The organism is Pseudoalteromonas sp. PPB1, assembly GCF_015356275.1.
Classification (GTDB): domain Bacteria; phylum Pseudomonadota; class Gammaproteobacteria; order Enterobacterales; family Alteromonadaceae; genus Pseudoalteromonas; species Pseudoalteromonas rubra_D.
Window position 1 is genome coordinate 26,034 of record NZ_JACEQV010000020.1, and the last position, 18,577, is coordinate 44,610.

17 protein-coding genes are annotated in these 18,577 nt (G+C 51.2%); 14 read left to right on the forward strand and 3 right to left on the reverse strand.

All coding sequences use genetic code 11. From position 1 onward, the window contains the following. Positions 1-10 precede the first annotated feature (10 nt). Positions 11-664, reverse strand: coding sequence for an alpha/beta hydrolase (locus IY568_RS18025; RefSeq protein WP_194868351.1), 654 nt, complete (start codon positions 662-664; stop codon positions 11-13). Continuing rightward, positions 664-984, reverse strand: a complete 321-nt coding sequence (gene cyaY / locus IY568_RS18030) for an iron donor protein CyaY (RefSeq protein WP_010387071.1) — start codon at positions 982-984, stop codon at positions 664-666. Before cyaY ends, IY568_RS18025 begins: the two co-directional genes overlap by 1 nt. Before the next feature lie 127 nt (positions 985-1,111). On the opposite strand from cyaY, the gene lptM reads away from it, so the two are divergent. The 12 genes from lptM to IY568_RS18090 all read left to right on the forward strand — a co-directional run bounded on the left by lptM (position 1,112) and on the right by IY568_RS18090 (position 12,687). Continuing rightward, positions 1,112-1,309: an LPS translocon maturation chaperone LptM gene (gene lptM / locus IY568_RS18035; protein WP_125564144.1), complete on the forward strand. Its 198-nt coding sequence runs from the start codon at positions 1,112-1,114 to the stop codon at positions 1,307-1,309. Then, positions 1,310-2,563, forward strand: a complete 1,254-nt coding sequence (gene lysA / locus IY568_RS18040) for a diaminopimelate decarboxylase (RefSeq protein WP_194868316.1) — start codon at positions 1,310-1,312, stop codon at positions 2,561-2,563. Between the two features lie 88 nt (positions 2,564-2,651). Beyond that, positions 2,652-3,482 carry a diaminopimelate epimerase gene (dapF, locus tag IY568_RS18045; RefSeq protein WP_125564148.1) on the forward strand — a complete coding sequence of 277 codons (831 nt, stop codon included), beginning with the start codon at positions 2,652-2,654 and terminating at the stop codon, positions 3,480-3,482. Beyond that, a complete protein-coding gene (locus tag IY568_RS18050) occupies positions 3,479-4,123 on the forward strand; it encodes a DUF484 family protein (RefSeq protein WP_125564150.1) in 645 nt (214 codons plus the stop codon). The genes dapF and IY568_RS18050 overlap by 4 nt, the downstream gene beginning before the upstream one ends. Beyond that, positions 4,120-5,064 (forward strand): tyrosine recombinase XerC, encoded by a 945-nt coding sequence (gene xerC / locus IY568_RS18055; RefSeq protein ID WP_194868317.1) that lies wholly within the window; start codon positions 4,120-4,122, stop codon positions 5,062-5,064. Before IY568_RS18050 ends, xerC begins: the two co-directional genes overlap by 4 nt. Positions 5,065-5,123: 59 nt before the next feature. Further along, on the forward strand, positions 5,124-5,828 hold the full coding sequence (locus tag IY568_RS18060; RefSeq protein WP_125564153.1) for an HAD-IA family hydrolase: 705 nt from the start codon (positions 5,124-5,126) through the stop codon (positions 5,826-5,828). A 115-nt stretch (positions 5,829-5,943) separates the two neighbouring features. After that, positions 5,944-7,443: a peptide MFS transporter gene (locus tag IY568_RS18065; RefSeq protein ID WP_125564155.1), complete on the forward strand. Its 1,500-nt coding sequence runs from the start codon at positions 5,944-5,946 to the stop codon at positions 7,441-7,443. A 278-nt stretch (positions 7,444-7,721) separates the two neighbouring features. Then, complete coding sequence (locus tag IY568_RS18070) at positions 7,722-8,597, forward strand: dTDP-4-dehydrorhamnose reductase family protein (RefSeq protein WP_194868318.1); 876 nt, start codon at positions 7,722-7,724, stop codon at positions 8,595-8,597. 12 nt (positions 8,598-8,609) lie between these two features. Then, a complete protein-coding gene (locus IY568_RS18075; RefSeq protein WP_194868319.1) occupies positions 8,610-9,743 on the forward strand; it encodes a retropepsin-like aspartic protease in 1,134 nt (377 codons plus the stop codon). A 43-nt stretch (positions 9,744-9,786) separates the two neighbouring features. Further along, positions 9,787-10,479 (forward strand): pseudouridine synthase, encoded by a 693-nt coding sequence (locus IY568_RS18080; RefSeq protein WP_194868320.1) that lies wholly within the window; start codon positions 9,787-9,789, stop codon positions 10,477-10,479. 194 nt (positions 10,480-10,673) lie between these two features. Then, positions 10,674-11,546 carry a multidrug transporter gene (locus tag IY568_RS18085; RefSeq protein ID WP_194868321.1) on the forward strand — a complete coding sequence of 291 codons (873 nt, stop codon included), beginning with the start codon at positions 10,674-10,676 and terminating at the stop codon, positions 11,544-11,546. An 88-nt stretch (positions 11,547-11,634) separates the two neighbouring features. Next, on the forward strand, positions 11,635-12,687 hold the full coding sequence (locus IY568_RS18090) for a sensor domain-containing diguanylate cyclase (RefSeq protein WP_230090606.1): 1,053 nt from the start codon (positions 11,635-11,637) through the stop codon (positions 12,685-12,687). Here IY568_RS18090 and IY568_RS18095 read toward each other — a convergent pair. After that, on the reverse strand, positions 12,684-14,975 hold the full coding sequence (locus IY568_RS18095; protein WP_194868322.1) for a penicillin acylase family protein: 2,292 nt from the start codon (positions 14,973-14,975) through the stop codon (positions 12,684-12,686). The genes IY568_RS18090 and IY568_RS18095 overlap by 4 nt on opposite strands. Positions 14,976-15,213: 238 nt before the next feature. Between IY568_RS18095 and IY568_RS24880 the strand changes: the two genes are divergently transcribed. Then, on the forward strand, positions 15,214-16,227 hold the full coding sequence (locus IY568_RS24880) for a CHASE domain-containing protein (protein WP_228553435.1): 1,014 nt from the start codon (positions 15,214-15,216) through the stop codon (positions 16,225-16,227). Then, entirely contained in the window at positions 16,167-18,539 is a 2,373-nt protein-coding gene (locus tag IY568_RS18100; protein WP_228553436.1) for an ATP-binding protein, read from the forward strand. The genes IY568_RS24880 and IY568_RS18100 overlap by 61 nt, the downstream gene beginning before the upstream one ends. Positions 18,540-18,577 lie beyond the last annotated feature (38 nt).

Consider the following 18,577-nt stretch of genomic DNA (forward strand, 5'->3'; position numbering starts at 1 on the left):
CACTCTGTTATCACGTTAATCTGGCCAGTAACCAGGTGCGAATTGCCTCCAGCTCTTCCTGACAAACCTGATGCTGCATCGGGTAATCCTGCCAGCTTACTTCATAGCCTTGTGCTTGTAAGGTCTCAAATGCTTGTCGCCCTGCGACCATAGGCACCACGGGATCAAGGCTGCCATGAGCCATAAACACGTTCAGGTCGGTTTGGACTGCTTGTTGCGCAAGTTTTTCCGGAGCGCACATGTAGCAAGATAACGCCATCACGCCACCCAAGTGCGCCTTAAAACGCGGCGCCACATGCAGGGCCATCACGCCGCCTTGAGAAAAACCTGCCAAAATAATACGCTCTGCAGGGATCCCTGCAGCCAGTTCAGCCTCAATAAGCGCTTCAACCAACTTCGCTGAGTCTCTCACACCCGCTTCGTCGGCTCTTTTATCCAGATCAAAGGATTTGATGTCATACCAGGAGCGCATCACCATGCCATTGTTCACAGTGACAGGCTGCTCAGGCGCGTGCGGAAAAATAAACCGCACGCCCAGTTCAGCAGGTAATCGTAACTCAGGGGCAATCGGCAAGAAGCCTTCTCCTGAATCACCAAGACCATGTAACCAAATCACGCTTGCCTTGTGGGTTCCCTGGGCTGGGTATTCTACGAACGGCAGCATTAGTCGTGCTGCCATTCAATAGTTTGACCGGCCTGACGCGTGGCTGCATCACTCATAAACTGCCAGAACTCAGCGCCGCTGCGGTTGTCTATCCACTGCGTATCGCGCAGCTCAAAATGATGCCCATTAAATTTAGTGGCGACCCACACTTGGTGCAGCGGGGCTTGCTTGTTAATCACAATTTTACTACGGTCCGGAAAAATAATTTCCAGGATCCCGGATGCCGATTCATAATCCAGGTCGACCTCGCAGTCATCAATTTGTTCCTCAATGGTCAACATTAACGCATCGGCTAACTCGTGATATTCATGATCTGTCATAGCTTGATCCTTACTGTGCAAACCCCGAAAGTCCGCCGCTCAGGCGGAATTAAATTTACTTTCTAAGCTGCTTTTTTTACCAATTCTGTTACTCTGCGATTATAAAGGCACTGACATCATTAATCTAATGAAAGCGACATACACTCAATTTAGCCTATTTACCCTGATCTTGACCAGCCTCTTGCTACTAAGTGCATGCGGTCAGAGTGGGCCTTTGTATTTACCCGAGCAACGTCCCCAACCGACCAATGCGCCCGAGCAAGCACCTCAGCCTGCCCAGGATACTACACCGTCTGAAAACGATGATACGAAACAGGAGTCGTAAATGGATTTCTTTCACTATCAGGATAACCAATTGCATGCCGAGCAGGTGCCCATAAGCGACATCGCTGCACAATATGGTACACCTTGTTATGTGTATTCACGCAAGACGCTGGAGCGTCATTATCATGCATTCACCGATGCCGCACAGGGACATCCACATCTGGTGTGTTATGCCGTCAAAGCCAACAGTAACCTGGCGGTACTCAATGTACTTGCCAGACTCGGCGCAGGCTTTGATATCGTGTCCCAGGGTGAGTTAGCACGGGTGCTCAAAGCAGGCGGCGAACCCACCAAAATTGTGTTTTCTGGTGTCGCTAAAACCGCACAGGAGATAGCTTATGCACTCAATACAGGCATCAAATGCTTTAATGTAGAGTCCGCAGCTGAATTGCATCGCATCAGCGAAGTCGCCAGTGAGCTCAATCTACGTGCGCCTATTTCAATTCGTGTGAACCCGGATATAGATGCCAAAACACACCCCTACATTTCTACCGGATTAAAAGAAAACAAGTTTGGTATCGATATCAAAGAAGCCTTTGATGTTTATCAGCTGGCTTGTGCTTTGCCAGGTCTGGAAGTAGTGGGGATAGACTTCCACATCGGCTCACAGCTTACTGAGGTTGCCCCCTTTATTGCCGCACTAGACAAAGTGCTGGCCTTGGTTCAGGCCCTGGAATCAGCCGGTATCACACTGAAGCACTTGGATATTGGGGGTGGCCTGGGCGTGCCGTACGACAGTGAAAAACCACCTCACCCCAGTGCCTATGCCGCTGAAGTCAAAGCACGGCTGGCTGAGTATCAACATCTGGAGCTAATTTTTGAACCTGGTCGTGCGATTGCCGCCAACGCCGGGCTGTTGGTCACCAAAGTGGAGTACCTCAAGCCAACCAAAGAAAAGCATTTTGCCATTGTTGATGCAGGCATGAATGATATGTTGCGGCCCTCGCTGTATCAGGCCTGGCAACAAATTATTGCCGTTGCCCCCAGACAGGATGATACCCCTTTACACACTTATGATGTGGTAGGTCCGGTGTGCGAAACCGGGGACTTTATAGGTAAAGACAGACCGTTAGCTATTCAACCCGGTGATCTGCTGGCGCAACGCGGTGCAGGTGCCTATGGCTTTACCATGAGCTCAAATTACAACTCACGCCCTCGGATTGCAGAAATCATGGTCGACGGCGATACTTGTCACTTGATCCGCAAAAGAGAGACCTTAGAATCACTGTGGCAGGGTGAGCAAGTGCTTCCGTAATGGCGCACAGCATGGCAAAGTAGGGTTATCACAATCATAAATAGGTGCGGCGCATACTGGCCGCCGACACCAAAATAGATAAGGCTTTATGTTTGTAAATTTTTCTAAGATGCATGGTTTGGGCAATGACTTCGTCGTCGTGGACAACGTGACCCAAAATGTCTTTTTGTCACGAGACCAGATCCGTAAACTGGCACACCGTAATTTTGGCATCGGTTTCGATCAGCTGCTTTTGGTTGAACCGCCCTATTCCCCGGACCTGGACTTCCACTACCGCATATTTAATGCCGACGGCACCGAAGTAGAACAATGCGGCAATGGCGCGCGCTGCTTTGCCCGCTTTGTCCGCATGAAAGGCCTGACCAATAAGCATAAAGTGAGTGTCTCCACCAAAGGTGGCAACATTACCCTGTTCACCGAAAAGGATGGACAAGTCACTGTCAACATGGGCAAACCAGAATTTGCGCCTGCACAGGTCCCGTTTAAGGCAAAGCAACAAGAGCAAACCTATATTTTACGTGCCGAAGAACACACCGTTTTTTGTGGCGTAGTTTCCATGGGTAACCCCCATTGTGTGATAGAAGTCGAAGACATTGAGCAAGCAGACGTCGACACATTGGGACCCTTACTGGAACAACACGAACGGTTTCCAAAACGTGCTAATATTGGCTTTATGCAAATCATTAATCGTGAACACATCAAGTTACGTGTCTGGGAACGAGGTGCTGCGGAAACCCTCGCATGCGGCAGTGGGGCTTGCGCCGCTGCGGTGATCGGCATTGCTCAGGATAAACTAGCCAGTACAGTGCGAGTCGACTTACCCGGTGGGAGTATTCAGGTACGCTGGAATGGGCCAGGGCAAAGCGTCAAAATGACGGGTCCTGCAGAGCACGTCTTCGACGGACAAATTGCATTATGAGCCGCTCCTCAAATTCACTGACACCCGAACAGGTGCAAGCGTTTCTCCACCAGCACCCAGATTTTTTGCTGACGCACCCTTACCTGTTACTGGAGCTGAACCTGTATAACGAGACGCAAGGTGCGCCTAACCTGGCATTGTTACAACAACGCACATTACGTGAGCAAAACCAGCAACAGCAAAAGCAAATTGCACAGATGGTCGCGCATGCACAAGAGAATGAACAGATTTATCGCTTGTTCAGCGAATGTCAGCGACGCCTCTGGCAATGCCAGGACGTCGGTGCGCTGAGTGAGCTCTTAAGCGATGAACTAACACAGTTGCCCAACGTCAGTCACTGCCAACTGATCAATCTCACTGACGACAGTGAGCAGGCCCGTGCGGTCAACGCCCTCAGACAAAACCGTCTGAAAGCGTGTAACCGTTACCTGGGTCGCCTGAGTGCTTCAGAACGTAGCAGCCTGATCACGGATACCCGTTGCCAGTCATTCGCCCTCTACACACTCGGGGAAAACGATAACCCACACACAGTATTGCTATTTGCGAGTCATTGCGCCGATCACTTTGCTCCCGGCAATGGCGATCTGTTCGTCAGTGAACTGGTGTCTTCTTTGCAACTCAGGTTGCAACACCTGGCATGAGTAAGCCGCACCTTGATGCTAACCCCAATACACTCGACCCGCGCTGGCTCGAGCCAATCGCTGACTTTGCCGCCTATTTGAAGTTTGAGCGCCAGTACTCAGCACACACACTCGGACAATATCAGCGTCAGTTATTGCAAGCCGCCGCGTTTTTTGCCCCACACTGTGATCACTGGCTGGAAGTCAGCAGCGAGCTGGTCAGGCGTTACTCAGTGCAACTGCGCACCCGACAATATAACCCACGCAGTATTAATCTAAAGCTCAGCTGTGTGCGCAGTTTGTACAAGTTTTTACAGCATAAGCAATCCATCAACCATGACACACATAATCCGGCGCAAGGGCTACGAGGGCCAAAATTTCAAAAGCCGCTCCCTAAGAGTCTGGATGTGGATCAAATGGCGCAGCTGCTGGATATTGAGGATGACGATGTGCTCGCCGTGCGCGACAAAGCCATGATGGAACTAATGTATTCCAGCGGGCTGCGGATCAGTGAACTGGTCAACGCCAACCTGCATGATATCCGCGATGGCGAAATCCGGGTACTGGGTAAAGGTAACAAGGAACGGGTTGTACCGGTGGGCTCCAAAGCCCTGGACGCCATTGCGCAGTGGTTAAAACACCGTCCGCAATTTGCCCATGCCGATGAACCTGCGTTGTTTGTCAGCAAACGTAAAACACGTATTTCGGTGCGCCATGTGCGCGCCAGAATGCAGCAATGGGGGATCCGCCAGGGGATAACGGGTACCATTCACCCGCATAAACTGCGTCACTCCTTTGCCACGCACTTACTCGAATCCAGTGGTGATCTGCGGGCCATACAGGAAATGTTAGGTCACACCAGTTTATCCGCCACCCAGGTCTACACTCATGTCGATTTTGGCCACCTTGCCAAAGTGTACGACAACGCACATCCCAGAGCTCGTAAACAACGCAAAGACTGAGTGGGCTTTCAGGCATTCTTTAGGTACACTCAAGTGGACCAAAAACAAAGAGAGATGTTATGCGATTTAACCGTGCCATTGATAAGATTCAGGTGCTGAGCTTTGACCTGGATGATACGCTGTATAACAACCACCCAGTGATCGCAGCCGCGGTTCAAGCGATGAACGATTATGTCAACGCACTGGCTCCCTGGCATGCTCAAGGTCCACAGTTTTGGCTCGCATGTCGCCAACACGTCGCATTACAACAACCAGAGCTTACCCATGATGTCACTCGTTGGCGTCAAGTTGCACTGCGCTATGGTTTACAACAAGCTGGATTCAGCGCCTCAGAAATAGACACGCATGCCGAGGCAGCCTACCAGGCTTTTGCTACAGCCCGCAGTCAAATCGTGGTCGATGCGTCGGTACTGGCGCTGTTAGCAAGCCTGAGAAAGCGCTTTCGGCTCATCGCCATCACCAATGGTAATGTGGAAATAGAGCGCTTCAATCTGGCCGGCCAGTTCGAATACGTGCTCATGGCAGGTCGAGATGGTCGCGCCAAACCCCATGCCGATCTGTTTGACGCCGCGTGTCAACATTGCGCAGTAGCGCCGCACCAGTTGCTGCACATTGGGGATAGCCTAGATACAGACGTACAGGGTGCAAATCTGGCTGGATGTCGCAGCGTATGGCTGAATAACCAGGATACTTCCTACCATTATCAGGGCCTTGCTGATCTTGAGATCTCAGACATACACGCCCTGTCAGTGCTGGCTGACTAAACTCACAAGCACGTTTGCTGCAACGGGCTGGCGACCTCGTCGTCAGTTGCAAAATTTTAACAAATCACGTACTAATAAGACTTTCGTATAATAAAACAACAATCGGAAGTCTATTATGTCATCACTGGATACCCATCAGGATACCGGGTTTTTTGGCCACCCTCGGGGCCTCTCTACCCTCTTCTTCACCGAAATGTGGGAGCGCATGAGCTATTATGGTATGCGCGCCTTATTAGTACTGTTTATGACAGCGTCTTTACAAGAGGAAGGCCTTGAATTTACCGTCGCCGCAGCGGCTGCCATCTACGGTTTATACACAGGCGCTGTGTACTTTCTGGGTTTACCCGGTGGCTGGATAGCGGACCGTTTGCTAGGCGGACAACGTACCGTCTGGTATGGCGGGATCATCATTATGTGTGGTCATATTGTACTGGCCATTCCCGCCCATGAGACCTTTTTCATTGGGCTGATCCTGGTGGCCGCAGGCACTGGTCTGCTAAAGCCCAATATCAGCGCGATGGTTGGTCAGCTTTATCGTGATGAAGACGAACGACGCGATGGTGGCTATGCACTTTATTACATGGGTATCAATTTAGGCTCAGTGCTGGGGTATACCATCTGTGGCTATTTCATGGAAAACCTGGGCTGGCACTGGGCATTTGGTGCTGCCGCTGTGGGTATGGGCGTTGGTCTTATTCAGTATCGCAAGACCCTGGGTAATATTGCCCATGTCGGCGACCAACCCAGCAACCCGCTATCTGCAGATAAGGCACGCAAGGCCTGGTCGGTCATAGCAGCAGTGGTGGCTGCCGTCGCTGGCGTCGTGGCGCTGACCTATACAGGGTTGATCATCATTAACCCGGTTGTTGTTGCTCAATACGTGGCAGTGGCATTTACCCTTATCTTCTTCGCCTACTATGGATTCATCTACTTCGCCGGCGAACTGGCGCACGATGAGAAACGCAAAATGTGGGCACTCTTTTTGGTCTGTGTGGCCTCAGCCTGCTTCTGGTCAGGGTTTGAGCAGGCCGGATCTTCACTGAATCTGTTTGCGCGCGATTACACTGACCGACTTATTGGTGACTTCAGTATTCCCACAGCCTGGTTCCAGTCGACCAACTCCTTTTTTATCATTATCTTGTCTCCTTTCTTTGCAGCCCTGTGGATCAACCTGGCAAAGCGCATGATCTCCCCATCATACACAGTAAAATGTGCCATTGGTCTGGTGATTATGGCCAGCGGCTTTATTGTCATGTTCTTTGCTGCGCAATATGCTGCTCAAGGCCTTAAGGTCGCCCCCATGTGGCTGGTAACCACTTACTTCCTGCATACGGTTGGTGAGTTATGCCTGAGCCCCGTAGCACTGAGTGCCGTCAGCAAGCTGTCACCAAAGCGCTTTGCCGGACAGATGATGGGCGTGTTTGTGTTAACTTATTCTATCGGAAACATCATCTCTGGCCTGCTGGCCGGTAACTTTGACCCCAATAATGTTGAGCAGATGCCTAATCTGTATCTGCAGATCAGCCTGTTCTGTATTGGTGTGGGGATCCTGGTTGGCCTGTTTGGCTTGCGAGCCAAAATTTGGGAAGGTCAGACTCAGCAACAAGCCGCTTAGTGGATCCGGGCCGCCTCAGCCGGCCCGGATTTAAGCTCCTGTCACAGAGACAATGAAAAACCAAACATCGCATCTGGACACTGTCTGGAAATTGGGTAAGCTGACAAGGTTGTTGTCACACGCCACGGCAATTGGTGAAATCACTGCGCATGCATCCGACCTTGCCGATGTGAAGCGCCTATTTAGTAAGATAAAATGCGCGTGACACGATGCCCCGTTTGCGAGTGTAATTATTTTCACTCCCTGTATAAAACAGTCAGACAATCAACGGAGTTGCTATGCAAACCATCGCCATTACCGGTGCAACCGGACTACTGGGACGCGCACTTGTCAAAACACTGGAGACGCAACACACAATCATAGGGTGTGGCTTCCGTCGTGCCGCCCCGCCACTGGTGTCTCTTGATTTATCCGACCAGCAAGCTATCAACGCTTTTCTCGATCAGTATGCACCGGACGTGCTAATCCACGCTGCGGCAGAGCGAAAACCTGATGTCTGTGAAACCGACCATGCTCAGACACTCGCGCTGAATGTAGCAGCCAGTGAACACCTGGCTACACAATGTAGCCAAAGAGGCATCCGCTTATTTTTTATCAGCACCGATTACGTTTTTGATGGCACTCAACCGCCTTACACTGAACAGGCGCACACCAACCCGCTAAACTTTTATGGCCAAAGTAAGCAACAAGCTGAACAAGCCGTGCTATCGAGCGACCCTACACATTGTGTGGTCCGAGTGCCGGTGCTGTACGGGGATGTTGAATACCTGGCAGAGTCAGCTGTCACTGTGATTGCTGAGCAACTCAAGTTGAATGCAACAAGTGCCCATGACGACTGGGCAATCCGCTATCCCACCCATGTTGAAGACATTGCTCTGACACTGGCAGACCTGGTAGCGCTACCAGCAAAAAAACTAGGCGGTATCTACCACATGTCAGATAATCAGGCGATGACCAAGTATCAAATGGCACGGATCATAGCACCGCTGGTGGGCATAGATGGAGAACAACTCATCGCTTTGCCAGAACCAACCCAAAGCGCAGCCCGACCACACAACTGTGCGCTTCAGGACACTCGCCTGCATCTATTGGGTATCACCCATCAGCGGGACTTTGGCTCCGCGATAGCAGCGATACTGAATCAGCACGGATAGGAGCGACACACAATGCAGGTGAAATCGATACTCTTAGGGCTGTCTTTGCTACTCAATGGGTATTTAGGCTGGCAGCTCTATCGCCCTTCACCTGCTATGTCAGATCATTCTTCCACCATACCAACCGTCCCAGCTGTCATTACAAGCCAGTCCAATGAACGCCAGACGCCATTACTAATTACCCAGGCACAGCAAGCATTTCAACAGGCTCACTATGAGCAGGCTCTGGCCAGCCTGCTGCAAGCGCGAGGGACACACCCTGACGCCGCGAGCCAGGCCATCAAGCAGTGGTGGCATTGGATCAACGCACAGCTGGACCAGGCTTCACATGCTCAGCTGTTTGCACAACTCGCCCTGGTTCAGGGTTTCCTCAGAGCTGAGCCACAAGCACTGGCAGCACAGCGCCTTGAAATTCTCTTGTATCAGGCGCTAGCGCAGCCCGATGAAGCACTCAACCGGCTCCTCATTGCGTATCGACGCAACCCCCATTACGCAGACTGGCAATCTCTGGTCGACACCCTGTTGGTCTCGCGCCTGATCGAGCTGAGCCAACAACAACAATGGCATGAGCTGTTGACTCTGGCCGCGCCCTGGTACGATGAAAAGCCGCACCTGCTGCCATTGCTGACGCATCAGGTCAAAGCGCACCTGGCCTTATCTCAGCCAGACGAAGCCCTGTTTTTAATTGCACAAGCAGACGACACCTTACGCCATCATCAGGAAACAGAAGCATTGCAACAGCAAGCACAGGCATTGCAACAAGGGGTTACACACGTACCACTGCGTCGTCTCGGTAGCCATTTTGTGCTTGAAGCCCAGCTGGCAGGCACCACCATCGAATTGATGATCGACACAGGTGCCAGCGTCACCTCGCTGACCCAGCAACAATTTTCAATTCTAAATCAGGCTGTTGATTACCTAGATACCCGGACCGTATCAACCGCCAATGGACTAGCGAATGTAGAATTTTATCAAAGTGAGCAAATGCAGATTGGCGATCAGGTACGCGGGCCCATACAGTTTGCCGTCATGAATGAAATGCGCGCCGGACCGGGTTTGCTGGGCATGAATTTTCTGCGTCACTTTGATTTTGACATCGATCAGCGTAACGCCGTACTGATTTTGCGCCCCCGCAGTCAGAATTGATATACTGCGCTTTTGCTTCCCGGTTTTACTTTGTATGCAGCCAATGCGCCTAGCCAAATATCTGAGCCACTGTGGTGTCTGTTCCCGCCGTCAGGCGTCACGATTAATCGAAGCCGCCGAGGTCACGGTGAATGGCCACCCGGCTAACCACATAGATCATGTCACAGAGGCCGACCATATTCTCGTCAGCGGCCAGTTGGTTAAGGGGCCGGCCCCCAAACAACTTTACATGTATCACAAACCGGTTGGTATCGACTGTAAATTACGCCCGGACGACCCAAGCAGCCTGAGCCACTATTTGCCACCCGGTGAGCGCGTCTACCCCATTGGCCGATTAGACAAAGACAGCCATGGACTGCTCCTACTAACCAATGACGGTGAGCTTTGTAACCGCCTGATCCACCCCAAACATCATCAGGAAAAAGAGTACCGGGTAGTGGTCGACCGTCCCTTTGACGCCCAATTTTGTGACCGGATGAGTGCGGGGGTGCCGGTCGACGGGGTGATAACCCAGGCCTGCCGGGTTGAGCCTGTCGCCGCGGATACCTTTACCATTGTCCTCAGGCAGGGGTTAAATCGTCAGATCCGTAAAATGGCACGTTACTGCGGTTACCGGGTGGTGGATTTATACCGGGTGCGAATAGCAAACCTGAAACTCGATGCACAAGTTTTGCCAGCAGGGCACTTTCAGCCGATTGCGATGACAGAGCTTAAGCTCGAAGAGGAAGAAAAATAGTACCGCCCAATCAATTGTCTGGGCGGTAAAAGTAGCATCGATAAACAGTATAGCGCGCAGCCGATTGCAGCACACTGCGGCATATTGTCGCACCATCATTTCCACGCGTTATGCTGAATATTTTTCAAGGGTCTGGCATTTCTGTGCAGGTCCGGTTAGTTTCAGTGTTCCGATATTCATCAAAGCCGAAAAATATGGAATGGATTGCCTTTACCTGCCTGGCCGCTTTCAGCCAGGCCTGGCGTAATGCGCTGCAAAGCCGCCTGAGTCAACACGCCAGCGTTGCCAGCGTCACACTGGCCCGCTTTCTGCTGGCCACGCCCCTGGCCGCGTTATACCTGCTGGGCCTGTATCACTGGCAAGCAGCACCCGCACTCACTCTGAACCCAACACTGATAGGCTATGTTGCAGGCGCGAGCATTATGCAGATCATTGCAACCGGACTCATGGTGGTATTGTTCAAACGTAATAATTATGCAGTCGGTGTGGGACTGGCAAAAAGTGAGGCTCTATTGGCGGCTATCCTGGGGATGGTCTTTTTCGGATCTCATCTGAGCGCGCTGGGCTGGATAGGTGTCTTGCTGGGGGGTATTGCGGTGCTGTTACTCAGCGGTGTGACACTGCGCCACTTTCAATTGACGACAGCCCTGTTAGGACTTGCCTGTGGCGGTGCCTTTGCCCTCACCTCTTTGTGGGTCCGAGAAGCCAGTATCGCCACCCAGTTGCCCTTCCCGCATAGCGCGGCCTGGGTGCTGTTACTGGTGCTATCCTGTCAAACCTTAATACTGGCCTGCTACCTGAGCTATGCGGAGGCAGACTCCTGGCGTCAGCTTTGGCAACACCGCCGACTCACCTGTGCCATCAGTACTACCAGCTGTATCGGCTCTGTTGGCTGGTTTAGTGCCATGAGTCTGCAGCACGTTGCCTATGTTAAAACATTGGGTCAGATCGAAGTATTCTTTTCGCTTGCCATCGCAGTGTGGTGGCTAAAAGCCCCGGTTGCCCGGCGTGATACCCTGGGGTTACTACTCATCGCACTGGCTGCAATCCTGGTAATGATGAGTTAGGTAACTGGTCTGACATAAATTTTCAGGGAAAAAACGCCGGCACTTTCTATACTGAAGATATTGCAACAATGACAACAGAGTGCCTTACGTGCCGATTGCGCAACATTTTTATAGTCAGCCGGATGAAGTAGAGCTGGTCAAAGTGAAGCTGTTTAAGCAAGTCGCTTACTATTGTTTATGCTTACATTTGCTGTTTATCTTTGCTTTTTGGTACAGCCATGTCTATATCCTGTCCATCGCTAACATCGCCAGCGTTGCAGCCTGGGCAACGGGGATTTACCTGCTTAACCGGGGTCACAGCCACCTGGCACTGCGGGTTTTTTGTGTCGAAGTGACGGGACACTCGGTGCTGGTGTGTGCCACGTTAGGGATGGATTATGGCTTCCAATATTACCTGTGGACCATCGCCTGCATGTTGCTGCTGGATATGAAGCTAAAGTTACGACTGGCCATTGTTCTGTCTCTCAGCATGATTGTCTTGTTTGCCTTGCTGTTTGAGCTTTACAGCTCCGTAAATACCCCTTTTTTATTTCAGGAGTATGCCCGCTCTATTCACTTTATCAATGTATTCGTGTGCGGCTTACCTATGATCTATGTCATTGGCCATGTTCGCGAAAGTACCTTTATTCAGCGTCGCCAGCTAGCTAAGTTGGCAGCCCGAGACCCACTCACAAATTTGTTTAATCGTCGCTATGCCAAAGAACTGATACTCAGAGCGCACAGCAGCTGTGCACACAACGGACAAAGCCTTTGTGTGGTCATGGCCGATCTCGACCATTTTAAACAGATTAACGACCAACTGGGTCATGATATGGGGGATGAAGTACTGCAAACCGTCTCTGATATCTTGCGTGAGCATGTCACCGATCAGGATATCGCCGTCAGGTGGGGCGGTGAAGAGTTTTTACTCGTGCTGGTTGATTGTACCCAGGAAGAAGCACTCATACGTATTGAAACATTGCGACAAACCCTTGAGAAGCAGCGCTTTAATGGCGAAGAACTCACTGCAACCATGAGTTTTGGCGTGGCTTTGTGGCATACCGCTTTGCCTTTTTCCGTCACTTTGCAGCTGGCCGATGACGCACTCTACACCAGTAAAGCACAGGGCCGCAATCGAGTGACTGCGGCCCACACCAACTAGTTGATCGGTGTAAATGTGATACGGTGATTAATGGCCCCGGGTAATAAAGGGACTGCTTCGCCCTGCGCATAGGCGCTGAAGCCAGCACGGTAAAAGGGTGACAGCGGATGACCACTTTGCCCACCAGCGACACTCATTATCGCTTTATCAAGATGACCAGGTTGGGCGATAAAACGTTGAGATGCGCCAAATGCCGGCTTTTGTACCGCTGGCATATAACTGTCGCCAAACCCTGCCACCACCGGCATATCAAGCAAGCCACTGAGCAGCGGAATTTGCCTGCTAAACGGATGCTTCACTTCAAGCTGGTTGACCCGCCCCCATTGCCACGCGGCCATATCCCGACCTTCAGTCTCACGTAGCTGCGTTTTAGCCAACTCATAAGCGGCCAGCAACAGGGCATCCCAATCACTGTACTGCTGTTGCCAGTGCGCGGGTTGCTCGTGGATCAATTGCCATGCTGCAGGCTCGAGATAGCGCTTCAGGGGCGACAGACTGCCATCCACTTGTTGCAGAGTGTGCTCTACCGGTGCAAACAGCAGATCAAGGGTATGATCTCGAAAGCGCCTGACCAGGGTATAACCAACCGATTCAGGACAGGCACAGCCTTGCCAGTCAGACAAATAACCGCTATCTCGCGCATAACTGTCGCCCTGATTGGCAAGCAGCGTACTCAGCAACTCATGCCAGGGAGCCAAAAAGCGCGCTTCATTATCGAGCTGCATACGCATAAAATCCGCTTCATCAAACTGACTTTGCGTCATCAGGCGATCACGGATCTGCACAGCCCGCGCGCCCAGTGCATAGCCGCCATCACCGAAACGCTGATGCTGCGGTGCCGATACCACCCGTGAGTTGGCGGTCCAAATCTTGCCATGAGCTGGGTTTTTAACAATCGGTCGATGCGTTTCATTACGTTGCCAGTTGTCGCTGTATGCCTGACTAGGAACTGCTGTGTCGCTCGGTATAGCACGCCCTGGCACAGCCCCCGTAGGATACCAGGCCGCATTCCCTTGGGCGTCCACAACCACCATATTCTGGACCGGAATAGCTATCTGCGCAGCGCGTTCCAGTGCCTCATCTACCGTCCCTGCGGACTCCAGTCCCAGCAACCCTAAATTAACCGCATAATCCTGATGTGCCACCCAACTCAATGCATACGCTTCTTCGCGGATCTGCTTAACCGGCCCGTACTCGCTTAATGTCAGGGTAAACGCCTCACTCCTGCCATCCGGTAAGTTAAGCTGCTCTGTGACTTGCCAGGTCTTGTCGGCCTTTGGGTCCAGCTTGATCCAGTCAGCCGTATCCAGATAACCATTGGTAAATCCCCAGGCTACCTGGCTGTTACTGCCCACAACCACGGCTGGCGCGCCTGGCAAAGTGACCCCGGACACCTGGATCACCTCGCCTTCGGCGGTGTCATAATTAAGCTGAGCGCGATACCAGATAGCAGGTGTGTTTAAGCCCAGGTGCATATCATCAGAAAGCATTGCTGACCCTGTTTTAGTATGCTGTCCTGTTACAGCCCAGTTATTACTTCCAAAAATTGAAAGCTCTTCGATGTGCGTCACACTATCATATTTAGCAATGTCGCCTAAATAAGGCACCTTAGCGTCACTTTTGATGACTTCACTATTATCGAGTGCTGCCTGATAATTACTTGGCTGGATAATAAAATGCTTCATTTCTTTCCCAAGTAAGGATTCAACTAGAATGAGTGATTCATCTCTTTTTAGTGTGCTTTCTTGTAAATCCAGGTACATACTAAAAATAACTAACAAGCTGTCTTCTGGTTGCCAGGGCCGGACCTCTGCACCGAGCAGGAGGTACTCAAAGCCCTGCACGCCACTTTGCGCTTGCCCTTCATTAACACCCTGAGAGTAGCTCGCCAGCAAATGCTGCTCTGACACTGGCAGCTGTTGTAATATACGCTGGCTCAGGGCACGAAAGCGATGAAACCGCAACCGCTTGTCCAGTCCAAGGGCTGCTTCACCAAATAATTCACTCAATTCACCGGCCGCATTACGGCGCAACAAGTCCATCTGGAAGAAACGATCCTGACCATGCGCAAAGCCGAGCGCGAAGGCAGCGTCCTGCCGGTTCTGCGCGGTGATCACGGCCTGACCGATCGCATCCCGCTCCAGTGTCACTTCTGCACTCAACGCCGTCGACTGACCCTGCCCATCGAGCGCGGGCAAACTCAGTGATAAAATGCCATATACCACTGCACTGGCAGCCAGTGCGAGTAACACCAGCACCGCTATCCCGCGTTTCAGCCAAATCAGCATATTTTTCCCTCACTTGATTGATTAATGACCTTAGCCAGCTTAGCGTTAATTAAGCTCGATTGCATTACATGTCAGTGACATCTAACCCCGCGAAGTCTAATCAATAACAAAGACGGCCAGATAGGTATCAAAGGTTAGCAAGCGGAAGGTTTTTCCATCATAAATTCGTCCGAGTCTTGGCGAGTTTTCACACAGACAACTATAGTTAAATGATTCAAGGATACTTTTTCACGTTCACATGCAGACCATACACGTGCTGTCGTCAAGGAAAGCTTTTTTAACCCGTTTTATGGTGGGGGGATTACTATTGGTGATCCTGGCAGCTGGCTGGTACATAGATGGGGTGAACGAACGTCGCCTGATCGAAGTCGAAAAAAACCGCACATTTGAAGAACTCAATGTCTATCGGACTCAACTAGAAGGAACACTGGCCGCCAATATTCAACTGGTACGGGGGTTGGCCATTGCACTGGCACCTCAAGAACACCTCGATCAAAAGCAGTTTGAACGCTTTGCAGCGCCGCTCTTTGAGACCAGCAAAGTGCTCCGCAATGTTGGCGCCGCGCCAGACATGGTGCTGCAAATGATATATCCGCTCGAAGAAAATAAAAAAGCGATAGGGCTCAACTACCTCACTCACCCACAACAGAAAAAAGACGCCATCAAAGCCAGAGACTCCCGCACCATTGTACTGACTGGCCCGCTTGAGCTGGTACAGGGCGGGGTGGCGCTGATCGCCCGCATCCCGGTCTATGTTGATAATGACACATTTTGGGGGCTATTGTCGGTTGTGATTGATATGCCCAAACTGTACGAACAAGTGTCGCTGAATAACCTCGAGAGTGATTACCTGATTGCCATTCAGGGCAGAAATGGCTTGGGTGACAGTGGTGAATATTTCTATGGGTCACCCACGATACAAGAGCATAACCCCCTTGCTTTCACGATCCATGTCCCATCGGGTAGCTGGGTATTATACGCTGCTCCGCGTTACGGCTGGAAAGCCTCTTCCGCCGCCTTATGGCCATTTCGCCTGGCACTGTTGACCATAGTGCTGTTCTTTTTGTTCGCCTTTTCCTTTTACACACGCTTACTCTCCGAGCTAAAAAGCAAAACCAGTGCACTAACCAACATGGGCTCTCTGGCCCAGGTTGTGCCTGGTCTGTTGATCTGGCAAGTCATCAAATCACTTTGTCGGAAGTCACACGTCAGATTTTTGCCATCTCACCCTATTATCAGCCAACCTGGATGAGCAGCACTGAGTTCTTTAAAGAGGGTCCCCATCGCAAGAAGTTTCAGGATTACATGAACCAGGCAATCAAACATGGCAGGCCCTTTGAGGATGAATTCATTGTTCAGCCACAAAAAGGCCTGGAATGCTGGGTGCTCATTAAAGCGCAGGCAAAACAAGAAAATGGCTGGACGTTACAAGTATTTGGCTCGGTGCAAAACATCAATGACCGTAAACTAATGGCGATAGAACATGAAAAAGTGGCCAGGAACAATGAATTGCTGGCACAACTCAGTACGCATGAAGCCATCCTTAACAATCACACAGAACGCGCACAGGAGCTGTGCACCGATGCGGTTTGCCAGGCTGCCCGCGCATCACGTGCCAGTATCTGGCTGCTTAGCGAAGATCATGCTCAGCTCTACCCCACGTGCTTCAGCAATACTCGACGAGACAGCCTGCAACATTTCCCGCCCTGGCGCAAAGCGACACTACCCGGCTTGTTTTCGGCGGTACTCAGCAAGCAGCTCATAGAAGCAAGCACCGCCACTAAACACCCAATAACCCGGCCTCTGGCTGATCAATACCTTGAGCCGTTTGAAGTCGAAGCGATGCTGATCATCCCTATCCTTCATCGCGGTGCTGTTTGTGGCATTTTGTGCACTGAATACGGCGATCCTTACCCCGACTGGACTGACAGTGATCGGCGCTTTATTCAGGCCATCGCTGCAATGTTAGCCAGCCTGTTTAGTGGCCAGCAACAACAGCAGGCTAAGCGCAAAGCGATCATAGAAAAAGAGCTGGCAGAGCAATCCGCTAAAATCAAAGCGGACTTTCTGGCCAGTATGAGTCATGAAATTCGCACGCCCATGAATGGCATCACTGGCATGCTCGAGATCCTGGGCAATTCGCAGCTGACCGACACACAGCAACGTAACCTGGCGCTGGCGCAAAGCTCAGCAGAATCTCTGCTCACCATTATTAACGACATACTGGATTTCTCAAAAATTGAGGCTGGCAAGCTCAATATTGAACAAATCGAATGTGACCTGATCCAAATAATTAGTGACTGTTTTGCTGCCTTTGCACCTCGTGCAAACGACCAGCAGACCGAGTTATTCATTGATAGCCGAAACATGCAGTATCAATATGCCAAAACAGATCCCCACCGGCTCAAGCAGATCCTCAATAACCTGATCAGCAATGCCGTTAAGTTTACCGAAGGAGGGAAAGTTACTCTCACCTGTTATACGGAACGAACCAGTGAGCAGTCTCGCCTGTGGTGCAGTGTTGAAGACACAGGGATCGGGATAAGCAAGCAACAATTAAGCAAAATTTTTGACTCCTTCACTCAGGCCGACCCCTCCACCACCCGCAAGTTTGGTGGCACCGGGCTAGGCCTCACCATTGCCAGACAATTGTGCGAACTAATGGGTGGGGCACTGAATGCCTATAGTAAGCCAAATATAGGCAGCACGTTCACATTTTATGTTGCGCTCGAAGAGCCACAGCCTATTCGGGCACTCGATACCAACAATGACAGCCTGTATGTGATAGATTCGCACTCTCCGTCCGATCTCGCTGCACGACACATGCTGGATGCCTGGCATATACCCACAGAGCATTTTGAAAGCGTTGCACAGATGCTTGCAGCATACGATGCAGATACCTCACACAAACCTGCTCTGATCATTGCCACAGAGGTACTAAGTACGACGCCTGAATCGGATCTCAAAAATCTGCTGAAACACATCAAAGCCAAACAACTCAGCTATGCCCTGTTGTGCCATACCATGCAAGAAACCCAGGCCTGGCCGCAGTTCTCAGCGAACAACTTATTACTCTGTCCTCTCACTCCTGCCAACGCACTATCCTTAGTTAAACGCAAAGAACCGCTGGCAGCGAATACCACAGAGGACGTCTGCCTGGATGTGGATATCCTACTGGTAGAAGACAACAAGATAAATCAAACTGTGGCAACCACACTGCTTGAGAAGTTGGGGGCACATGTCACTTGCGCACATAATGGCCTTGCTGCCATTAAACACCTTAAAGTCCGCGAAGAGGCCTATGCGATTATTTTGATGGATTGCCAGATGCCCGAAATGGATGGCTACACAGCGACCAAAGAGATCCGTGCCGGCGTGGCAGGAGAACAACACCAGCAAACGCCTATCATTGCCCTCACAGCCAATGCGATGGAAGGCGATGAAGAAAAATGTCTGGCTGCCGGTATGGATGCCTATCTGAGCAAACCAATCAACTTTGCCGCACTGAGCAAAATGCTGCAGCGTTGGGTAGATGAAACCAAAGCGTGCCGAGTCACACATTGAAAATACCCGCTATTCACCTGAGGCCACTATGCAAGGTC